Here is a 16,462-nt window from a genome sequence, read left to right on the forward strand (position 1 = left end):
CAGCTTTCCGGAGCCGGGCTGGGGGCTCCTAGCGCCGCCGGAGTCGACCGTCGGCCCACTTGCGCGGCGCTAGTTTTTGGGTCTACTCCCGCTGTCGTGCGTTGTCAACGGTTCGACCTTATTGATTAGTAAGCAGGTGCCGGGCGGTAATGAAAGCCCTTGTCGCGCTTGGCTGATCCGCCGCGACCGCTGGACCAGAACAGCGGTGGTCTCCTGCGAATGCTTCGCATGAGAGCGTGCCAGGGTGGCGCCGTTCAGGCCCCGTCCGTGACGAAGCGCCGCAGCCAGCCGAACCACGCGGCCATACCATCGCCGGTGCGGGCACTGACCGGCAAAATCGTCGCTGTCGCATTGACTTTGCGGACGTGCGCGATGTAGGCGTCCACGTCCACGTCCAGGTGGGGCACCAGATCGATCTTGTTCAGCAGCACCACGTCGACCGACCGGAACATCACCGGGTACTTCAGCGGCTTGTCCTCACCCTCGGTCACCGAATAGACCATGGCCTTCGCGTGCTCGCCGACGTCGAACTCCGCCGGGCAGACCAGATTGCCGACGTTCTCGATGACCACCAGGTCCAGTGCGGCCAGGTCGAGGCCGGGCAGTGCCCGGTTGACCATGGGCGCGTCGAGGTGGCACTCGCCGCCAAATCCGTTGCTGGTATTGAGCAGTGAGACCTGGGCGCCGCGACCCGAAAGCTTGGCCGCGTCCAGGTCGGTGGCGATATCACCCTCGATCACCCCGATGGCCAGGTCGCCGGCGAGTTCGTCGAGGGTCGCCTGCAGGATGGTGGTCTTGCCCGAGCCCGGGGAGCTCATCAGGTTGAGCGTGCGTACCCTGTTGCTCTCGAACGCCGCCCGGTTGGCATCGGCTTGCTCGTCGTTCTCGGCGAAGATCGCCTCCAGCACCTCGACGCGCTGCCCGCCGGTCCGATAGCGGCTGTGGTCGCCGCGATCGTGCTGGTGAGGGAGGTCATCGCCGGAGTGGGTGTGCACGGTCCCGTCGTCGTGCCGATGAAATCTACCCATCGTCAACGCCTTTCATGACGCATCTCTTTCACGAGACATCTCCTTCACGAGACATCCAGCGACGTCACCAGGAACTCGTTGCCGCGCAGCACCTCGACGTCAGCACTGTCGCACCGCGGACACCAGATCGACCATGGCGAGGTGATCTCGGACTGCCCGCCGCACGCGCGGCACCGGACTTCGGCGCCGACGCATTCGAGTTCCAGTTCGGCGTCCGGCATGTCCTCGGCGTCACGGACGAGTGTCCAGCAGAAGGACAGCGACTCGGGCACCACCTGGCGCAGCGCACCGACCCGTACGCGCACCACGTCGACGTGGCGGCCGTCGGCGTGATTTTTGACCACACCGGCGATCGCTTCGCACAGCGACAGCTCATGCATCGCGATCACCGGCGATCCGCGAGCCGGGCGCAGGCCAACGAGCCCATGAGCACTGTTCTACACCCGAACGGCACCCTGCGGTCAGCCTCTTGGCCGACTCACGAGGTCCACTTCTCCTCGATGCGTCCGTAGCGCCAGACGAGCAGGGCCACCGCCCACGTGGTGACGAACACGGCGACGACGAGGTAGCCGATCGCGTTGAGGTCCAGCCCACCGATCCAGCTCCAGAACGCGCCCCGCCAACCGAACTGGTCGGCGAACAGGACGAGCAGTTCGACGCTGCCGATCACCCACGCGACGGCCACCGACAGCGCTGTGACGGTGATGTTGTAGTAGATCTTGCGCACGGGGTTGGAAAAGGCCCAGCCGTAGGCGAAATTCATGAACGAGCCGTCGATGGTGTCCAGCAGGCACATGCCCGCGGTGAACAGCACCGGAAGGCACATGATGGCGTACCAGGGCAGTCCGGCGGCGGCACTGGTGCCGGCCAGCACCAGGAGGGCGATCTCGGTGGCGGTGTCGAAACCGAGCCCGAACAACAGCCCGACGGGATAGCAGTGCCAGGACTTGGTGATCGACTTGGTGAAGCGGCCGAGCAACCGGTTGATCAGTCCGCGGTTGCCCAGTTGCCGTTCCAGCTCGGCCGCGCCGGTGTCGGGATCGTATTCGCCCCGGCGCAGTCGGGTGAACACCCGCAGGATGCCGACCAGCACGACGAAGTTGAGCAGGGCGATGGCGTAGAGGAACACGCCCGAGACGCCGGTGCCGATCAGCCCGGTGTAGTGGTGCAGCGTCGAGGAGTCGTCCTCGACCGGGCCGACGATCGTCTTCACCCCGCATGCCAGCAGCAGAGCCAGCCCAAACACCACGGTGGAGTGGCCCAGGGAGAAGAAGAAGCCCACGGCCAGCGGGCGCTGGCGAGAGTTCATCAACTTGCGGGTGGTGTTGTCGATGGCGGCGATATGGTCGGCGTCGAACGCGTGCCGCATGCCCAGGGTGTAGGCCGTCAACCCGATCCCGACGCCAAACGCCTTGCCGCCCAGACTGTATTGCGCCGGCGCCACGAACAGGACCATGGTCAGCCAGCCCAGCAGGTGCAGCGCGATGATCACCGCCAGCATCGCCGCCAAGCGCCACCACTCCGGTCGCGTCAGGGCACCGACAAGCCTGCTCGTCCGTGACGGCTGCCAGTCGGTCTCTGTGCTGGCCACGGGGGGTCCTTCCGGCGCGTCCTTACGGAATGGGACTGAGAACAACCGGCACGACTGTAAGTTTTACGCGTTGCCAGATGCAAGTAAGTCGCAGGATCGCGCGCACTCGATTTGCGCCGAGGACTGGCGATTCCGCGGCGTCGGCGCGACACTGAACCGGTGGCATCCAAGCCGTCGGTACTGGATGCGTCGGTCTCCGAGCGGATCGGCGATCTGCTGCGCGCCCGAGGGCTGCGGCGGATGGCCTCGCGGATCCAGGTGCTGGCGGTGCTGGAACCGCTCAACGGGCACCTGCCGGTCGCCGAGATCTACCAGCGGATACGCGAGTGCCTGCCGCTCGGCACCCATGCGCCCGACGTGGCGACCGTCTACCGCACGGTGACCACCCTGGTCGATCAGGGGGTGCTGCACGCGTTGACGCTCGAGGGTGGTGTGACGACCTATGGACTGGCCACCGCTCCGCACCATCACGCGGTATGTATCAACTGCGGCACCATCATCGAGGTGCCCGCCAGCCAGCTGAGTTCGGCGCTCGAGCACGCGATGGCGGGTAGCTCCTTCGCGCTGTCGGACGCGGCGGGGCTGACGCTGCACGGCCTGTGTCCGCAGTGTCAGGACGGCCGGACCGACGCGCGCCCGCGTCGCCGCTGAGGTCAGCGCAGACCCAGCAGCGCGTTCTCCACCACCTCGGGCAGCGCCGGATGGATCCAGTATTGCCCCCGGGCCATTTTCGGTGCGGTGAGTCCGAAGCTCATCGCCTGCACCAACGGCTGGATGATCGACGACGCCTGGGTGCCCATGATGTGCGCGCCCAGCAGCCGGCCGGTGCCGCGCTCGGCGATGAGCTTGACGATCCCGGTGGTGTCCTCCGACGCCCAGCCGTAGGCGACGTCGGCGTAGTCCTGAATCGTGGTCGAGATCTTGAATCCCTGTGCGATGGCCTCATTTTCGGTCAGGCCGACGTAGGCGATCTGTGGATCGGTGAACACCGCCGACGGCACGTAGCGATGGTCGGTGACGGCCATCGCGTGGGTGTCGTCCCAGTCGCAGAGCAGGTTGTGCTGTACTACGCGCGCCTCGTGGTTGGCGACGTGCTTGAGCTGATACGGCGAGGAGACGTCGCCGAGGGCGAAAACGCCACGCGCGGAAGTGCGCTGGTAACAGTCGACGGCCACCAGACCGTCCTCGACTGCGACGCCGGCCTGCTCGAGGTCGAGTTGATCGGCGTTGGACACCCGGCCGGTCGCCACCAGCAGTGCGTCGGCGTGCACGGTGCGACCGTCGTCGAGTTCCACCGCGACGCCCGAGCCCTGGTTCTGTGCACCCACGACGTTGCGGTGGGTGTGTAGCTCCCATTTGCTCGACGCGATGCGGGTGAAGCGCTTGCACACGACGTCGTCGCAATGCCGCAGCAAGGCAGAGCCCCGGACCACCAGGGTGATTCGCGAGCCCAGCGAGGAGAAGATGTGGGCGAATTCTGCCGCCACGAAGCCGCCCCCGACGATCACCAGATGCTCTGGCAACTCCGAGATTCGCATGATCGTGTCGCTGGTGTGGTACCGCGCGCCGCACTCGAGGATCGCCGGGGGAACCACGGCCCGTGCGCCGGCGGCGATCACCACCTGGTCGGCCGCGAATTCGTCGCCGGCATTGGTGCGCAACAGGTAGCGGCCGTCGGCCTGCACGCCGCCGAATCGGGTGTGCTGCTTGTAGACGTCGATGTTGGGTGCGGCGTTTCGGTAATCCTCACCGCTGACCCCGATCGGGTCGATGCGCCCGAAGACGCGCGAGACGATGTCGTCCCAGCGCACCCGGTCGATGCGTGCGTCGATGCCGAAACGCGCCGCGTCCCGGACGGTTTGGGCGACCTCCGCGGCGTAGACGAACATCTTCGTCGGGATGCACCCGACATTCAGGCAGGTGCCACCGAAGGTGCCCTCTTCGCAGATCGCCACCCGCTTTTCGGCGAAGCGGTCATCGAGAATGCTGTTGCCCGAACCGGTTCCGATGATCGCGACGTCGTAAGTCTCCAAGTCGTCACCCCTTTCGCAGCGATGCCGAGGCCTCGTTGCCGGTGCGCAGGTAGCCGTCCAGCCAGAGGTCCAGTTCCCGATAGGCGACTTCGCGCGGACCCCGCAGCGACAAGAACACGTCGTGTTTGGCGTCGGGCACCGGGACGACGCTGCCCCGGTTGCCGACACAGCCGGCCCAGCGGGCGATCTGGTTGACGTCGAGGACAGCGTCGCCGCGCTGCATGGCCGCCGGGTCGGTGCTTTCGGCCACGCTGTGATCCGAGCGCAGGATCAGGTTGGGCACACCGACGTCCAGGCCTCGATGCAGCCGGGCCTGGCCGCGGCGGATGGCGTGCAGCCAACCGAAGGTGATGGGGAAGCCGCCGACCGGTTTCCACTGCAGGTCGTAGTCGAACTCTCCGCCGTAGTCACGATGCAAGGTGGTGCCGTAGCCACCCTCACCCGGCGAGCGGGCCACCCCCTTGGACCGCACCCGGGACAGGCCCGCGATCAGCGCCACCGTCACGGAATGCCGCAGGATGGGCGGCCCGGGCAGCTCGAAGAACGGGCTGTTGAGCACCAGGCCGCCAACGGCGGCGTGGGCGGCCTGGTCTCGCCGGCGCAGCCGGTCCAGCCACAGCGACACGATGAGCCCACCCGCGGAGTGCGCGTACACCAACACCTGGCCGTGTTCTGCGACCGCGGCCAGCGCCTGATCGAGTTCCGTCTCGTAGTTGGTGAGGTCGGTGATGAAGTGCGGCGTCTGGCCGTCGCGCCGCGACCGGCCACACTTGTGCAGGTCCAGCGCGTAGAACGCGAAGCCACGGGCCGCGAAATGATCCGCGAGTTCGGTGTGGAAGAAGTAGTCGGTGTAGCCGTGCACCGCCAGCACCGCATGCCCGGCGGCAGCCGTCTCGCGGCCCGACTGTGCAGGCTCGGGTCCGCGCCGTATCAGGGTTGCCGCGATGTTGCCCTCGCCGGCCGGATCGGACCCCAGGGCGATGCTGCGTTGCCAATAACCGGGCAGGACGTCGGGCACCCAGCCGGTTGATTCGCCGGTCGCCCTGCCAGTCGCCCCGCCTTTCACCAAGCCAGCTTAGAGCTTTTGCTGGCCAGGGGCGCCGCACGTCGTTCGGGCGAGTTTGCCTCGGGATAACCTGAGGATCGGCCCAGTCGAGGGAAGGACCAGCAAGCCGGTGTCAGTGCTAGCCAGAACCACGCGGACGGACGTCGTGCTGGTGGGCGCGGGCATCATGAGCGCGACGCTGGGAGCGTTGCTGCGCCGGCTGCAGCCGGATTGGTCGATGACCTTCGTGGAGCGTCTGGACGCCGTCGCCGCAGAGAGCAGCGGCCCCTGGAACAACGCCGGGACCGGGCATTCGGCGCTGTGCGAGCTGAACTACACGCCGCAGCGCGCCGACGGCTCGATCGACATCGGCAAAGCGGTGCGCATCAACGAGCAATTCCAGGTGACCCGTCAGTTCTGGGCCTACGCCGTCGAGAACGGCATTTTGACCGATCGAGGATTCCTCACCGCGATCCCGCACGCGAGCTTCGTGCGCGGGGCGCAGCGCGTCGACTATCTCCGGCGACGGCAACGGGCGCTGGCAGCCAACCCGCTGTTCGGCGGCATCGAATTGATCGAGGACGCGGATGAGTTCGCCCGCCGGTTGCCGTTCATGTCCGCCGGTCGCGACTTCTCCGAACCGACGGCGCTCAATTGGGCCGCCCACGGCACCGACGTCGACTTCGGCGCCCTGTCGCGACAACTGGTCGGATTCTGCGTGCGCAGTGGCGCGACCGCCCTGTTCGGCCACGAAGTCCGCAATTTGTCCCGCCAGTCCGACGGCACCTGGGCGCTGTCGGTCCGCAACCGGCGCACCGGCGAAAAGCGCCGCCTCACCGCGAAATTCGTCTTCGTCGGGGCGGGCGGCGATGCGCTGCCGCTGTTGCAGAAGTCCGGCATCGACGAGGTGAAAGGCTTCGCGGGATTCCCGATCGGCGGCCGGTTCCTGCGCGCCGACAACCCGGCGCTGACCGCCGCGCACCGCGCCAAGGTCTATGGCGTGCCCGCGCCGGGCGCCCCGCCGCTGGGTGCGCTGCATCTCGACCTGCGTTATGTCAACGGCAAGCCGTGGCTGGTGTTCGGCCCGTACGCCGGCTGGTCGCCGAAGTTCTTGAAACACGGCCACGTCACCGATCTGCCCCGTTCGGTCAAGCCGAACAATCTGGCCTCCCTGCTCGGTGTCGGCATCACGCAGCTGACGCTGCTCAGGTATTTGATCGGCCAGCTGCGGCTGTCCACACCGGATCGGCTGCGCATGCTGCGCGAATTCGCCCCCAGCGCAGCCGGTTCGGATTGGGAGCCGACGGTGGCCGGTCAGCGGGTGCAGGTGATCCGGCGGGACAAACGCAAGGGCGGGGTGCTCGATTTCGACACCACGGTGGTGGGCGCCGCCGACGGCAGCATCGCCGGGCTGCTCGGCGGCTCTCCGGGGGCCTCGACGGCGGTGCCGATCATGCTCGGCGTGCTGGAGCGCTGCTTTGTCAGCCGTTTTCAGTCGTGGCTGCCCGCGCTCAAAGACATGGTGCCGTCGCTGGGGGCGACGCTGTCGGATGAGCCGGCGCTGTATGACGAAGTGTTTTCCTGGGGAACGCGGGTTTTGGGATTGAGCGATGCAGAGCGAAGCGATGAGGAGGAGCGGCGCCAGTGACGGAAACACTGCGACGTATTTGGGCCAAAGACCTTGACGCTCAAACACTCTACGAACTACTCAAGCTGAGGGTGGAGGTGTTCGTCGTCGAGCAGGCGATCCCGTATCCGGAGCTGGACGGGCGTGACCTGCTGGCCGAAACCCGGCACTTCTGGCTGGAAAACCCGGACGGCGAGGTGATTTCCACACTGCGGCTGATGGAGGAGCACGCCGGGGGCGAAAAGGCGTTCCGGATCGGGCGGCTGTGCACCAAACGCAATGCGCGCGGTCAGGGCCACACCACCCGGCTACTGCGCGCGGCGCTGGCCGAGGTGGGTGACTACCCGTGCCGGATCAACGCGCAGACCTATCTGGCGGAGATGTACGCCCAGCACGGATTCGTGCGCGACGGCGACGATTTCCTTGACGACGGCGTTCCGCATGTGCCCATGGTGCGCCCCGGTTCGGGATTGGCGGCCCAGCCGTGAAGCCCTACCCGTTCAGCGCGATCGTCGGGCACGATCAGTTGCGCCTGGCGCTGTTGCTGTGCGCCGTGCGCCCGGAGATCGGCGGCGCGCTGATTCGCGGCGAGAAGGGCACCGCCAAGTCGACGGCCGTGCGCGGCCTCGCGGCGTTGCTGTCCGAGGCCACCGGCAGCGACGCCGGCTTGGTCGAAATGCCGCTCGGGGCAACCGAAGACCGGGTGATCGGCTCGCTGGACCTGCAGCGGGTGCTGCGCGACGGCGAGCACGCGTTCTCGCCGGGCCTGCTGGCCCGCGCGCACGGCGGGGTGCTGTACGTCGACGAGGTCAACCTGCTGCACGACCACCTGGTCGACGTGCTGCTCGACGCCGCGGCGATGGGCCGCGTGCACATCGAACGCGACGGCATCTCGCACTCGCACGAGGCCCGGTTCGTGTTGATCGGCACCATGAATCCCGAAGAGGGCGAACTGCGCCCGCAGCTGCTGGACCGGTTCGGGCTCACCGTCGATGTCCACGCCTCGCGCGACGTCGACGTACGGGTGCGGGTCATCCGGCACCGGATGGCCTACGAGGCCGACCCGGATGGTTTCGCCGCGCGCTACGCCGACGCCGACGCCGAGCTGGCCCGGCGCATCGCCGTGGCGCGCGCCCTGGTCGACGATGTGGCGTTGCCCGACAACGAGTTACGCCGCATCGCCGCATTGTGCGCGGCGTTCGACGTGGACGGGATGCGAGCCGATCTGGTGGTGGCCCGCACCGCCGTCGCGCATGCCGCCTGGCGCGGCGCGGACACCGTCGGACAAGAGGACATCCGCGTGGCCGCCGAACTGGCGTTGCCGCATCGCCGCCGCCGCGACCCGTTCGACGATCCGGGCATCGACCGCGACCAGCTGGACGAGGCCCTGGCGCGGGCCGGTTCCGACCCCGACCCCGATCCAGACCCGCCCGGTGGCGGTCCGTCCACCGAGACGCAAGAGACCGCGCCGCAACAGAACTCATCGCAGGACGGTAGGTCACAGGCGCCGAAGACCAGGCCCAGCGCCCCACCGTCGAAAACTTTCCCCACCCGTGCGCTGCGGGTTCCCGGTGTCGGGGAGGGCGCGCCAGGGCGGCGGTCCCGCGCCCGCAACGCCAGCGGCAGCGTCATCGCCGCCACCGACGCGGACGACGCGGGCTGCGGCGGGCTGCACCTGTTCGCCACTCTGCTGTCGGCCGCCGAGCGCGCCGGTGCCGGGCCGTTACGCCCACAGCCCGACGATCTGCGCCGCGCCGTGCGCGAAGGCCGGGAGGGCAACCTGGTGATCTTCGTCGTGGACGCGTCGGGTTCGATGGCCGCCCGCGATCGCATGGCCGCGGTCGGCGGTGCCACGCTGTCGCTGCTGCGCGATGCGTATCAGCGTCGCGACAAGGTCGCCGTAATCACATTCCGCCACCAGGAGGCCCGGCTGCTGTTGCCGCCGACCTCTTCGGCGCACATCGCGGGCCGGCGACTGGCCCGGTTCGACACCGGCGGCAAGACGCCGTTGGCCGAGGGTCTGCTGGCCGCGCGGGAGCTCATCGTGCGGGAGAAGGCCCGCGACCGGGCGCGGCGACCCCTGGTGGTGGTGCTGACCGACGGCCGGGCCACGGCCGGGCCGGACCCGTTGGGCCGCACCCGAATCGCGGCGGCAAGGCTCGTCGCCGAGGGCGTGGCCGCGGTGGTGGTCGACTGCGAGACGTCCTTGGTGCGGCTGGGCCTGGCCGGGCAACTGGCCCGCCAGCTGGGCGCACCGGCCATCCGGCTGGAGCAGCTGCACGCCGATTCCCTGACGCGTGCGGTGCGCGACGCGGCCTGAGCGAAGGGGTTAAACGCCTATGCCACAGGGTGTTCCATTGCAGGTTCCCGATGACGGCCTGACCACACGGGCGCGGCGCCACACGCCCGTGCTGGCGGTGCACACGGGCGCCGGCAAGGGCAAGTCCACGGCCGCGTTCGGAATGGCCTTGCGGGCCTGGAACGCCGGACTGTCCGTCGCGGTGTTTCAGTTCGTCAAGAGCGCGAAGTGGAAGGTGGGCGAGGAGGCGGTCTTCGGTCACTTGGGCCAATTGCACGACCAGCATCGGATCGGTGGGCCCGTGGAATGGCACAAGATGGGCGCGGGGTGGTCCTGGACCCGCAAGGCGGGCAGCGAGGTCGATCACGCGGCGGCGGCCGCCGACGGCTGGGCGGAGATCGTGCGCCGGTTGGCCGATCAGCGTCACGACTTCTACGTGCTGGACGAATTCACCTATCCGCTGAAGTGGGGATGGGTGGACGTCGACGAGGTGGTGCAGGTGCTGGGGGCGCGACCCGGCCATCAGCACGTGGTCGTCACCGGGCGCGACGCCCCGCAGCGCCTGATCGACGCGGCCGACCTGGTGACCGAGATGGTCAAGGTCAAGCATCCGATGGACATAGGGCGCAAGGGGCAGAAGGGCATCGAGTGGTGAGTGTCCCCGCGGTGGTCATCGCCGCTCCCGCCTCGGGCAGTGGAAAGACCACGCTGGCAACGGGTTTGATCGGCGCCCTGCGGCAGGCGGGCCACGCGGTGGCGCCCTTCAAGGTCGGCCCGGACTTCATCGATCCCGGCTACCATGGCCTTGCCGCCGGCCGGCCGGGCCGCAACCTCGATCCGGTGTTGGTGGGGGAGAGTCTGATTGGCCCGCTGTACGCTCACGGCGCACGCGGTGCGGACATCGCCGTGGTCGAGGGGGTGATGGGGCTGTTCGACGGCCGGATCGGGCCCGCTGCCACCGCGCCCGCGGCGGGTTCGACGGCCCACGTTGCCGGCCTGCTGGGCGCGCCCGTCGTCCTGGTCGTCGATGCGCGCGGGCAGAGCCAGAGCATCGCCGCACTGCTGCATGGCTTTTCCACCTTCGACACCGCCACCCGCGTCGCCGGGGTGATCTTGAACCGGGTCGGATCGGTCCGGCACGAGCAGGTGCTGCGGCAGGCCTGCGAGCACGCCGGCGTCCCGGTGCTGGGCGCCGTCCCCCGGGTGGACGAATTAGAGCTGCCGACAAGGTATTTGGGCTTGGTCACCGCCGTGGAATACGGGCAGCGGGCGCGGCGGGCGGTCGAGGCGATGACCGCGTTGATCGCCCGCCGCGTCGACCTGTCCGCCATCGTCGCGGTCGCCGCGAGCCGCGCCGCGCAGCCGCCCTGGGATCCCGCGTCGGCGGTAGGGGAGACTCGCGCGGGAAGGGCCACTGTCGCGATGGCGGCCGGCAGGGCATTCAGTTTCGGTTACGCGGAACACGCGGAGCTGCTGGCGGCCGCCGGCGCCGACGTCGTCGAATTCGACCCGCTCGTCGACCCGTTGCCCGACGGCACCGATGCGGTGTTGGTGCCCGGCGGTTTTCCCGAACAGTTCACCGCGGAGCTCTCGGCCAACGACGTGGTGCGCCGGGGGATCAAGGAGTTGGCCGCCGCCGGGGCGCCGATACACGCCGAGTGCGCGGGGCTGATCTACCTGGTCTCCGAGCTCGACGGCCATCCGATGTGTGGTGTGCTCGCCGGGCGCGCGCAGTTCACCTCACACCTGACGCTGGCGTATCGTGATGCCGTCGCCGTGGCGGATTCGTCGTTGTATACCGCGGGCCGGCGTGCCGTCGGGCACGAATTCCACCGTACCGCAGTCACATTCACCGAGGACTATCAGCCGGCCTGGATGTACCGGGCGCACGAAGCCGGCCAGGGTGGCGCTGCCGTGCGGGACGGCGCCGTGCACGCCGGTGTGCACGCCTCATACCTGCACACCCATCCCGCGGCGGCGCCGGAGTCGGTGGCGCGTTTCGTGGCCCACGCGATGGCGTCGACCAGGTCGCGAGCGTAACCGCACGGCGAATACTCGGGCCGAAACTCGCAGTGCCCTTACGCTCGCGGGTGCCAACATCGACAACCATTAGGCTTGCCGGGTGACCGAGAGCGCCTACCTTGTCGGGCTGCGGCTGACGGGCAAGAAGGTTGTCGTGGTCGGCGGCGGCACCGTTGCCCAGCGCCGGTTGCCCTTGTTGATCGCCAGCGGCGCCGACGTCCATGTCATCTCGCGCAGCGCCACCCGGTCCGTCGAGGCGATGACCGGAATCACCCTGGCACTGCGCGAATATCGCGACGGCGACCTCGACGGAGCCTGGTACGCGATCGCGGCCACCGACGACCCGCAAGTGAACCAGGCCGTGGTCGCCGAGGCCGAACGCCGCCGCATCTTCTGCGTCCGCGCCGACGTCGCCGTCGAAGGGACCGCCGTCACCCCAGCATCTTTCGACTACGCGGGGCTGTCGGTCGGGGTGCTGGCCGGTGGTGAGCACCGCCGGTCGGCGGCGATCCGCTCGGCCATCCGCGAGGCGCTGCAGACCGGCCTCATCACCCCCGAGAGCCCGGTGGGCTCCGACGTCATCAAGGGCGGCGTCGCGCTGGTCGGCGGCGGGCCCGGTGACCCCGAACTCATCACCGTGCGCGGGCGGCGGCTGCTGGCCCAGGCCGACGTCGTGGTCGCCGACCGTCTCGCGCCGCCGGAACTCCTCGCCGAGCTGCCCCCGCACGTCGAGGTGATCGACGCCGCCAAGATCCCGTACGGGCGGGCCATGGCCCAGGACGCCATCAACGACGTCATGATCGAACGCGCCCGCGCCGGCAGCTTCGTGGTGCGCCTCAAGGGCGGGGACCCGTTCGTGTTCGCCCGCGGCTACGAAGAGGTACTGGCGTGCGCCGAGGCCGGCATTCCGGTGATCGTGGTGCCGGGTGTGACGAGCGCCATAGGAGTGCCCGCTTCGGCGGGCGTTCCCGTCACACATCGGGCGATAAATCACGAGTTTGTGGTGGTCAGCGGACATCTGCCGCCCGGTCATCCCGAATCGTTAGTAAATTGGGATGCGCTGGCCGCGTTGTCCGGCACGATTGTTTTGCTAATGGCCGTCGAACGCATCGAGCTTTTCGTCGAAGCGCTCCTCAAGGGCGGCCGACCTGCGGATACACCGGTGCTGGTCGTCCAGCACGGAACGACCGCCGCCCAGCACACTTTGCGGGCGACCCTGGCCGACACGCCCGAAAAGATCCGCGCCGACGGCATCCGACCTCCCGCGATCATCGTGATCGGCGCTGTGGCGGCGTTCGGGCTTTAAACAGTTCTTAAGATTACTGTAAGGTAACCCTTTATGACGGCTCTCAACGATGCAGAGCGCGCGGTGCATAACTTTGCCTCGGCGCGCCCCGATCGTCCGGCCCCGGTGCGCGCCGCGGAGACCTCCGCGAAGGCCCCGGCGGAGACCGCCTCAACGCGCATCAGCAAGTACTACCCGGCGTGGCTGCCCTCCCGGCGCTTCATTGCGGCCGTCATCGCCATCGGCGGGATGCAGTTGCTCGCGACCATGGATAGCACCGTCGCGATCGTCGCGCTACCCAAGATCCAAAACGAGCTGAGCCTGTCCGACGCCGGCCGCAGCTGGGTGATCACCGCCTACGTGCTGACGTTCGGCGGGCTGATGCTGCTCGGCGGCCGCCTCGGCGACACCATCGGCCGCAAGCGGACATTCATCGTCGGTGTCGCGCTGTTCACCATCTCCTCCGTGCTGTGCGCGGTCGCCTGGGACGAGGCGACCATGGTGATCGCGCGGCTGTCGCAGGGCGTCGGTTCCGCCATCGCCTCCCCGACCGGCCTGGCGCTGGTGGCGACCACCTTCCCCAAGGGCCCCGCCCGTAACTTCGCGACCGCTGTGTTCGCCGCGATGACGGCGGTCGGGTCGGTGATGGGCCTGGTCGTCGGCGGGGCGCTCACCGAGGTGTCGTGGCGGCTGGCGTTCCTGGTGAACGTGCCGATCGGCCTGGTGATGATGTACCTGGCCCGCACGGCGCTGCGGGAGACCAACCGCGAGCGGATGAAGCTCGACGCCACCGGGGCCATGCTGGCCACGCTGACGTGCACCGCCGCGGTGTTCGCCTTCTCGATGGGTCCGGAAAAGGGCTGGGTGTCCATCACCACCATCGGCTCGGGGGTGGTGGCCCTGGGCGCCGCGCTGGCCTTCGTCATCGTGGAGCGCACCGCCGAGAACCCCGTCGTCCCCTTCGGCCTGTTCCGTGACCGCAACCGGCTGGTCACCTTCACCGCGATCTTCTTGGCCGGCGGACTGATGTTCAGCCTGACCGTGTGCATCGGCCTGTACGTGCAAGACATCCTGGGCTACAGCGCGCTGCGCGCCGGCGTCGGCTTCATCCCATTCGTCATCGCAATGGGCATCGGCCTCGGCATTTCCTCGCAGCTGGTGTCGCGGTTCTCCCCGCGGGTGCTGACCATCGGCGGCGGGATCCTGCTGTTCTGGGCGATGCTGTACGGCTGGGCGTTCATGCACCGCGGCGTCGCCTACTTCCCGAACCTGGTGCTGCCCATCGTGGTCGGCGGGATCGGCATCGGCATGGCGGTCGTGCCTCTGACGCTGTCGGCCATCGCCGGTGTGGGCTTCGATCAGATCGGCCCGGTGTCGGCGGTCACGCTGATGCTGCAGAGCCTGGGTGGGCCGCTGGTGCTGGCCGTCATCCAGGCGGTGATCACCTCGCGGACTTTGTATCTGGGCGGCACCACCGGCCCGGTGAAGTTCATGAACGACGCGCAGTTGTCCGCCCTTGACCACGGCTACACCTATGGGCTGCTGTGGGTGGCCGGCGTGGCCGTCATCGTCGGCGGCGCGGCGCTGCTGATCGGCTACACCCCCGACCAGGTTGCGCACGCGCAAGAGGTCAAGGAAGCGATGGACGCCGGGGAGCTGTAGCTCTGGCTCACCGCGAGCGTTGTTCGCAGCACGCTAGGCTGGCCCGCTGTGATCACCCGGATGTCCCAGTTGTTTTTGCGCACCTTGCGCGACGATCCCGCCGACGCCGAAGTCGCCAGCCACAAGCTGCTGATCCGGGCGGGCTACATCCGGCCCGTGGCGCCCGGCCTGTACAGCTGGCTGCCCCTGGGGTTGCGGGTGCTGCGCCGGATCGAGCGCATCGTCCGCGACGAGATGAATGCCATTGGCGGGCAAGAGATCCTGTTTCCCGCCCTGCTGCCACGCGGGCCGTATGAGACGACGAACCGGTGGACCGAGTACGGCGACTCGGTGTTTCGGCTGCAGGACCGGCGCGGAAACGACTACTTGCTGGGCCCCACCCACGAAGAGCTGTTCACCCTGACCGTCAAGGGCGAATACAGCTCCTACAAAGACTTTCCGGTCCTGCTCTATCAGATCCAGAACAAGTACCGCGACGAGGCGCGGCCGCGGGCCGGCATCCTGCGGGTCCGGGAGTTCGTGATGAAGGACTCCTATTCGTTCGACATCGACGACGCCGGCCTGGCGGCCGCCTATCACGCGCACCGGGAGGCCTATCAACGCATCTTCGCGCGCCTGCAGGTGCGCTACGTGATCGTCTCCGCGGTATCGGGAGCCATGGGTGGCAGCGCCTCCGAGGAGTTCCTGGCCGAAAGTGCGGTTGGCGAGGACACCTTCGTGCGCTGCCTGGAATCCGGCTACGCGGCCAACGTCGAGGCCGTCGTCACCGCTCGCCCGGAGGCGCAGCCCATCGATGGGCTGCCCGAGGCCGTGGTGCACGACACCGGCGACACTCCGACCATCGCCACGCTGGTGGACTGGGCCAACCAGGCGGACCTGGGCCGCACCGTCACCGCGGCCGACACGCTGAAGAACGTGCTGCTCAAGGTGCGGCAGCCCGGCGGAGACTGGGAGCTGCTGGCCATCGGGGTGCCGGGCGACCGCGAGGTGGACGACAAACGGCTGGGCGCGGCGCTGGAACCCGCCGAATACGCGTTGCTCGACGACGCCGACTTTGCCAAGTACCCCTTCCTGGTGAAGGGTTACATCGGCCCGAAAGCCTTGCAAGACAACGGTGTTCGCTACCTGGTCGACCCGCGGGTGGTGGACGGCACCAGCTGGATCACCGGGGCCGACGAGCCCGGGCGTCACGTCGTCGGGCTGGTCGCCGGCCGGGACTTCATCGCCGACGGCACCATCGAGGCCGCCGAGGTGCGCGACGGTGACCCCTCACCGGACGGCGCCGGTCCGCTGGTCTCGGCGCGCGGCATCGAGGTGGCGCACATCTTCCAGCTCGGCCGCAAATACACCGACGCTTTCACCGTCGACGTGCTCGGTGAGGACGGCAAGCCGGTCCGGCTCACCATGGGCTCCTACGGCTTCGGGGTGTCGCGGATGGTGGCCGTCATCGCCGAGCAGCACCACGACGAACTGGGCCTGCGCTGGCCGTCGGCGGTCGCGCCGTTCGACGTCCATCTGGTGATCGCCAACAAAGACGCAGAGGCGCGCACCGGCGCCACCAACCTGGCCGACGAGCTGGACCGGCTGGGCGTCGAAGTGCTGCTCGACGACCGCCAGGCCTCACCCGGCGTGAAATTCAAGGACGCCGAACTGCTCGGCGTGCCCTGGATCGTCGTGGTGGGTCGGGGCTGGGCGGACGGCGTGGTGGAACTGCGCGACCGCTTCGGCGGGCAAACCCGCGAACTAGCCATCGGCCCATCGCTGGCCACCGACATCGCGGCGGTCCTGCTCGGCTAGTGTCCTGCGCCGTAAGTTGGTTGATTAATTGTAGACTTGGTCGGTGGCGAGTAGGGGTAGGCCGGTAGTTGAG

At 68.4% G+C, this 16,462-nt stretch carries 14 protein-coding genes; 9 read left to right on the forward strand and 5 right to left on the reverse strand.

Going from position 1 to position 16,462, the window contains the following annotated elements; genetic code table 11:
- Positions 1 to 254: 254 nt before the first annotated feature.
- From hypB to nicT, 3 genes are all read right to left on the reverse strand, one after another.
- Positions 255 to 1,028: a hydrogenase nickel incorporation protein HypB gene (gene hypB, locus BST14_RS15810; RefSeq protein WP_083065289.1), complete on the reverse strand. Its 774-nt coding sequence runs from the start codon at positions 1,026 to 1,028 to the stop codon at positions 255 to 257.
- Between the two features lie 44 nt (positions 1,029 to 1,072).
- The gene (locus BST14_RS15815; protein ID WP_083065304.1) at positions 1,073 to 1,408 is read right to left on the reverse strand and encodes a hydrogenase maturation nickel metallochaperone HypA; all 336 of its coding nucleotides are present in this window, start codon (positions 1,406 to 1,408) and stop codon (positions 1,073 to 1,075) included.
- A gap of 98 nt (positions 1,409 to 1,506) precedes the next feature.
- The gene (nicT, locus tag BST14_RS15820) at positions 1,507 to 2,619 is read right to left on the reverse strand and encodes a Nickel transporter NicT (RefSeq protein ID WP_083065290.1); all 1,113 of its coding nucleotides are present in this window, start codon (positions 2,617 to 2,619) and stop codon (positions 1,507 to 1,509) included.
- 159 nt (positions 2,620 to 2,778) lie between these two features.
- Here nicT and BST14_RS15825 point away from each other — a divergent pair, with 159 nt between their 5' ends.
- A complete protein-coding gene (locus BST14_RS15825) occupies positions 2,779 to 3,270 on the forward strand; it encodes a Fur family transcriptional regulator (RefSeq protein WP_083065291.1) in 492 nt (163 codons plus the stop codon).
- A 2-nt stretch (positions 3,271 to 3,272) separates the two neighbouring features.
- Here the strand turns inward: BST14_RS15825 and mtr are convergent, their stop codons facing one another.
- Entirely contained in the window at positions 3,273 to 4,652 is a 1,380-nt protein-coding gene (gene mtr / locus BST14_RS15830; protein ID WP_083065292.1) for a mycothione reductase, read from the reverse strand.
- Between the two features lie 4 nt (positions 4,653 to 4,656).
- Positions 4,657 to 5,670 carry an alpha/beta hydrolase gene (locus BST14_RS15835; RefSeq protein ID WP_083065293.1) on the reverse strand — a complete coding sequence of 338 codons (1,014 nt, stop codon included), beginning with the start codon at positions 5,668 to 5,670 and terminating at the stop codon, positions 4,657 to 4,659.
- Between the two features lie 157 nt (positions 5,671 to 5,827).
- On the opposite strand from BST14_RS15835, the gene mqo reads away from it, so the two are divergent.
- The 8 genes from mqo (at position 5,828) to BST14_RS15875 (ending at position 16,389) form a co-directional block, all read left to right on the forward strand.
- Complete coding sequence (gene mqo, locus BST14_RS15840) at positions 5,828 to 7,345, forward strand: malate dehydrogenase (quinone) (RefSeq protein ID WP_083065294.1); 1,518 nt, start codon at positions 5,828 to 5,830, stop codon at positions 7,343 to 7,345.
- Complete coding sequence (locus BST14_RS15845; RefSeq protein WP_083065295.1) at positions 7,342 to 7,812, forward strand: GNAT family N-acetyltransferase; 471 nt, start codon at positions 7,342 to 7,344, stop codon at positions 7,810 to 7,812. Before mqo ends, BST14_RS15845 begins: the two co-directional genes overlap by 4 nt.
- A complete protein-coding gene (locus BST14_RS15850) occupies positions 7,809 to 9,644 on the forward strand; it encodes a magnesium chelatase subunit D family protein (RefSeq protein WP_083065296.1) in 1,836 nt (611 codons plus the stop codon). Before BST14_RS15845 ends, BST14_RS15850 begins: the two co-directional genes overlap by 4 nt.
- Before the next feature lie 19 nt (positions 9,645 to 9,663).
- On the forward strand, positions 9,664 to 10,278 hold the full coding sequence (cobO, locus tag BST14_RS15855; protein ID WP_083065297.1) for a cob(I)yrinic acid a,c-diamide adenosyltransferase: 615 nt from the start codon (positions 9,664 to 9,666) through the stop codon (positions 10,276 to 10,278).
- A complete protein-coding gene (locus BST14_RS15860) occupies positions 10,272 to 11,663 on the forward strand; it encodes a cobyrinic acid a,c-diamide synthase CobB (RefSeq protein ID WP_083065298.1) in 1,392 nt (463 codons plus the stop codon). The genes cobO and BST14_RS15860 overlap by 7 nt, the downstream gene beginning before the upstream one ends.
- Before the next feature lie 82 nt (positions 11,664 to 11,745).
- Positions 11,746 to 12,951 carry a uroporphyrinogen-III C-methyltransferase gene (cobA, locus tag BST14_RS15865; protein ID WP_083065299.1) on the forward strand — a complete coding sequence of 402 codons (1,206 nt, stop codon included), beginning with the start codon at positions 11,746 to 11,748 and terminating at the stop codon, positions 12,949 to 12,951.
- 33 nt (positions 12,952 to 12,984) lie between these two features.
- Positions 12,985 to 14,592, forward strand: a complete 1,608-nt coding sequence (locus tag BST14_RS15870; RefSeq protein WP_083065300.1) for an MFS transporter — start codon at positions 12,985 to 12,987, stop codon at positions 14,590 to 14,592.
- Positions 14,593 to 14,640: 48 nt separating this feature from the next.
- Entirely contained in the window at positions 14,641 to 16,389 is a 1,749-nt protein-coding gene (locus tag BST14_RS15875) for a proline--tRNA ligase (RefSeq protein ID WP_083065301.1), read from the forward strand.
- Positions 16,390 to 16,462 lie beyond the last annotated feature (73 nt).

This window comes from Mycobacterium arosiense ATCC BAA-1401 = DSM 45069, from assembly GCF_002086125.1.
Classification (GTDB): domain Bacteria; phylum Actinomycetota; class Actinomycetes; order Mycobacteriales; family Mycobacteriaceae; genus Mycobacterium; species Mycobacterium arosiense.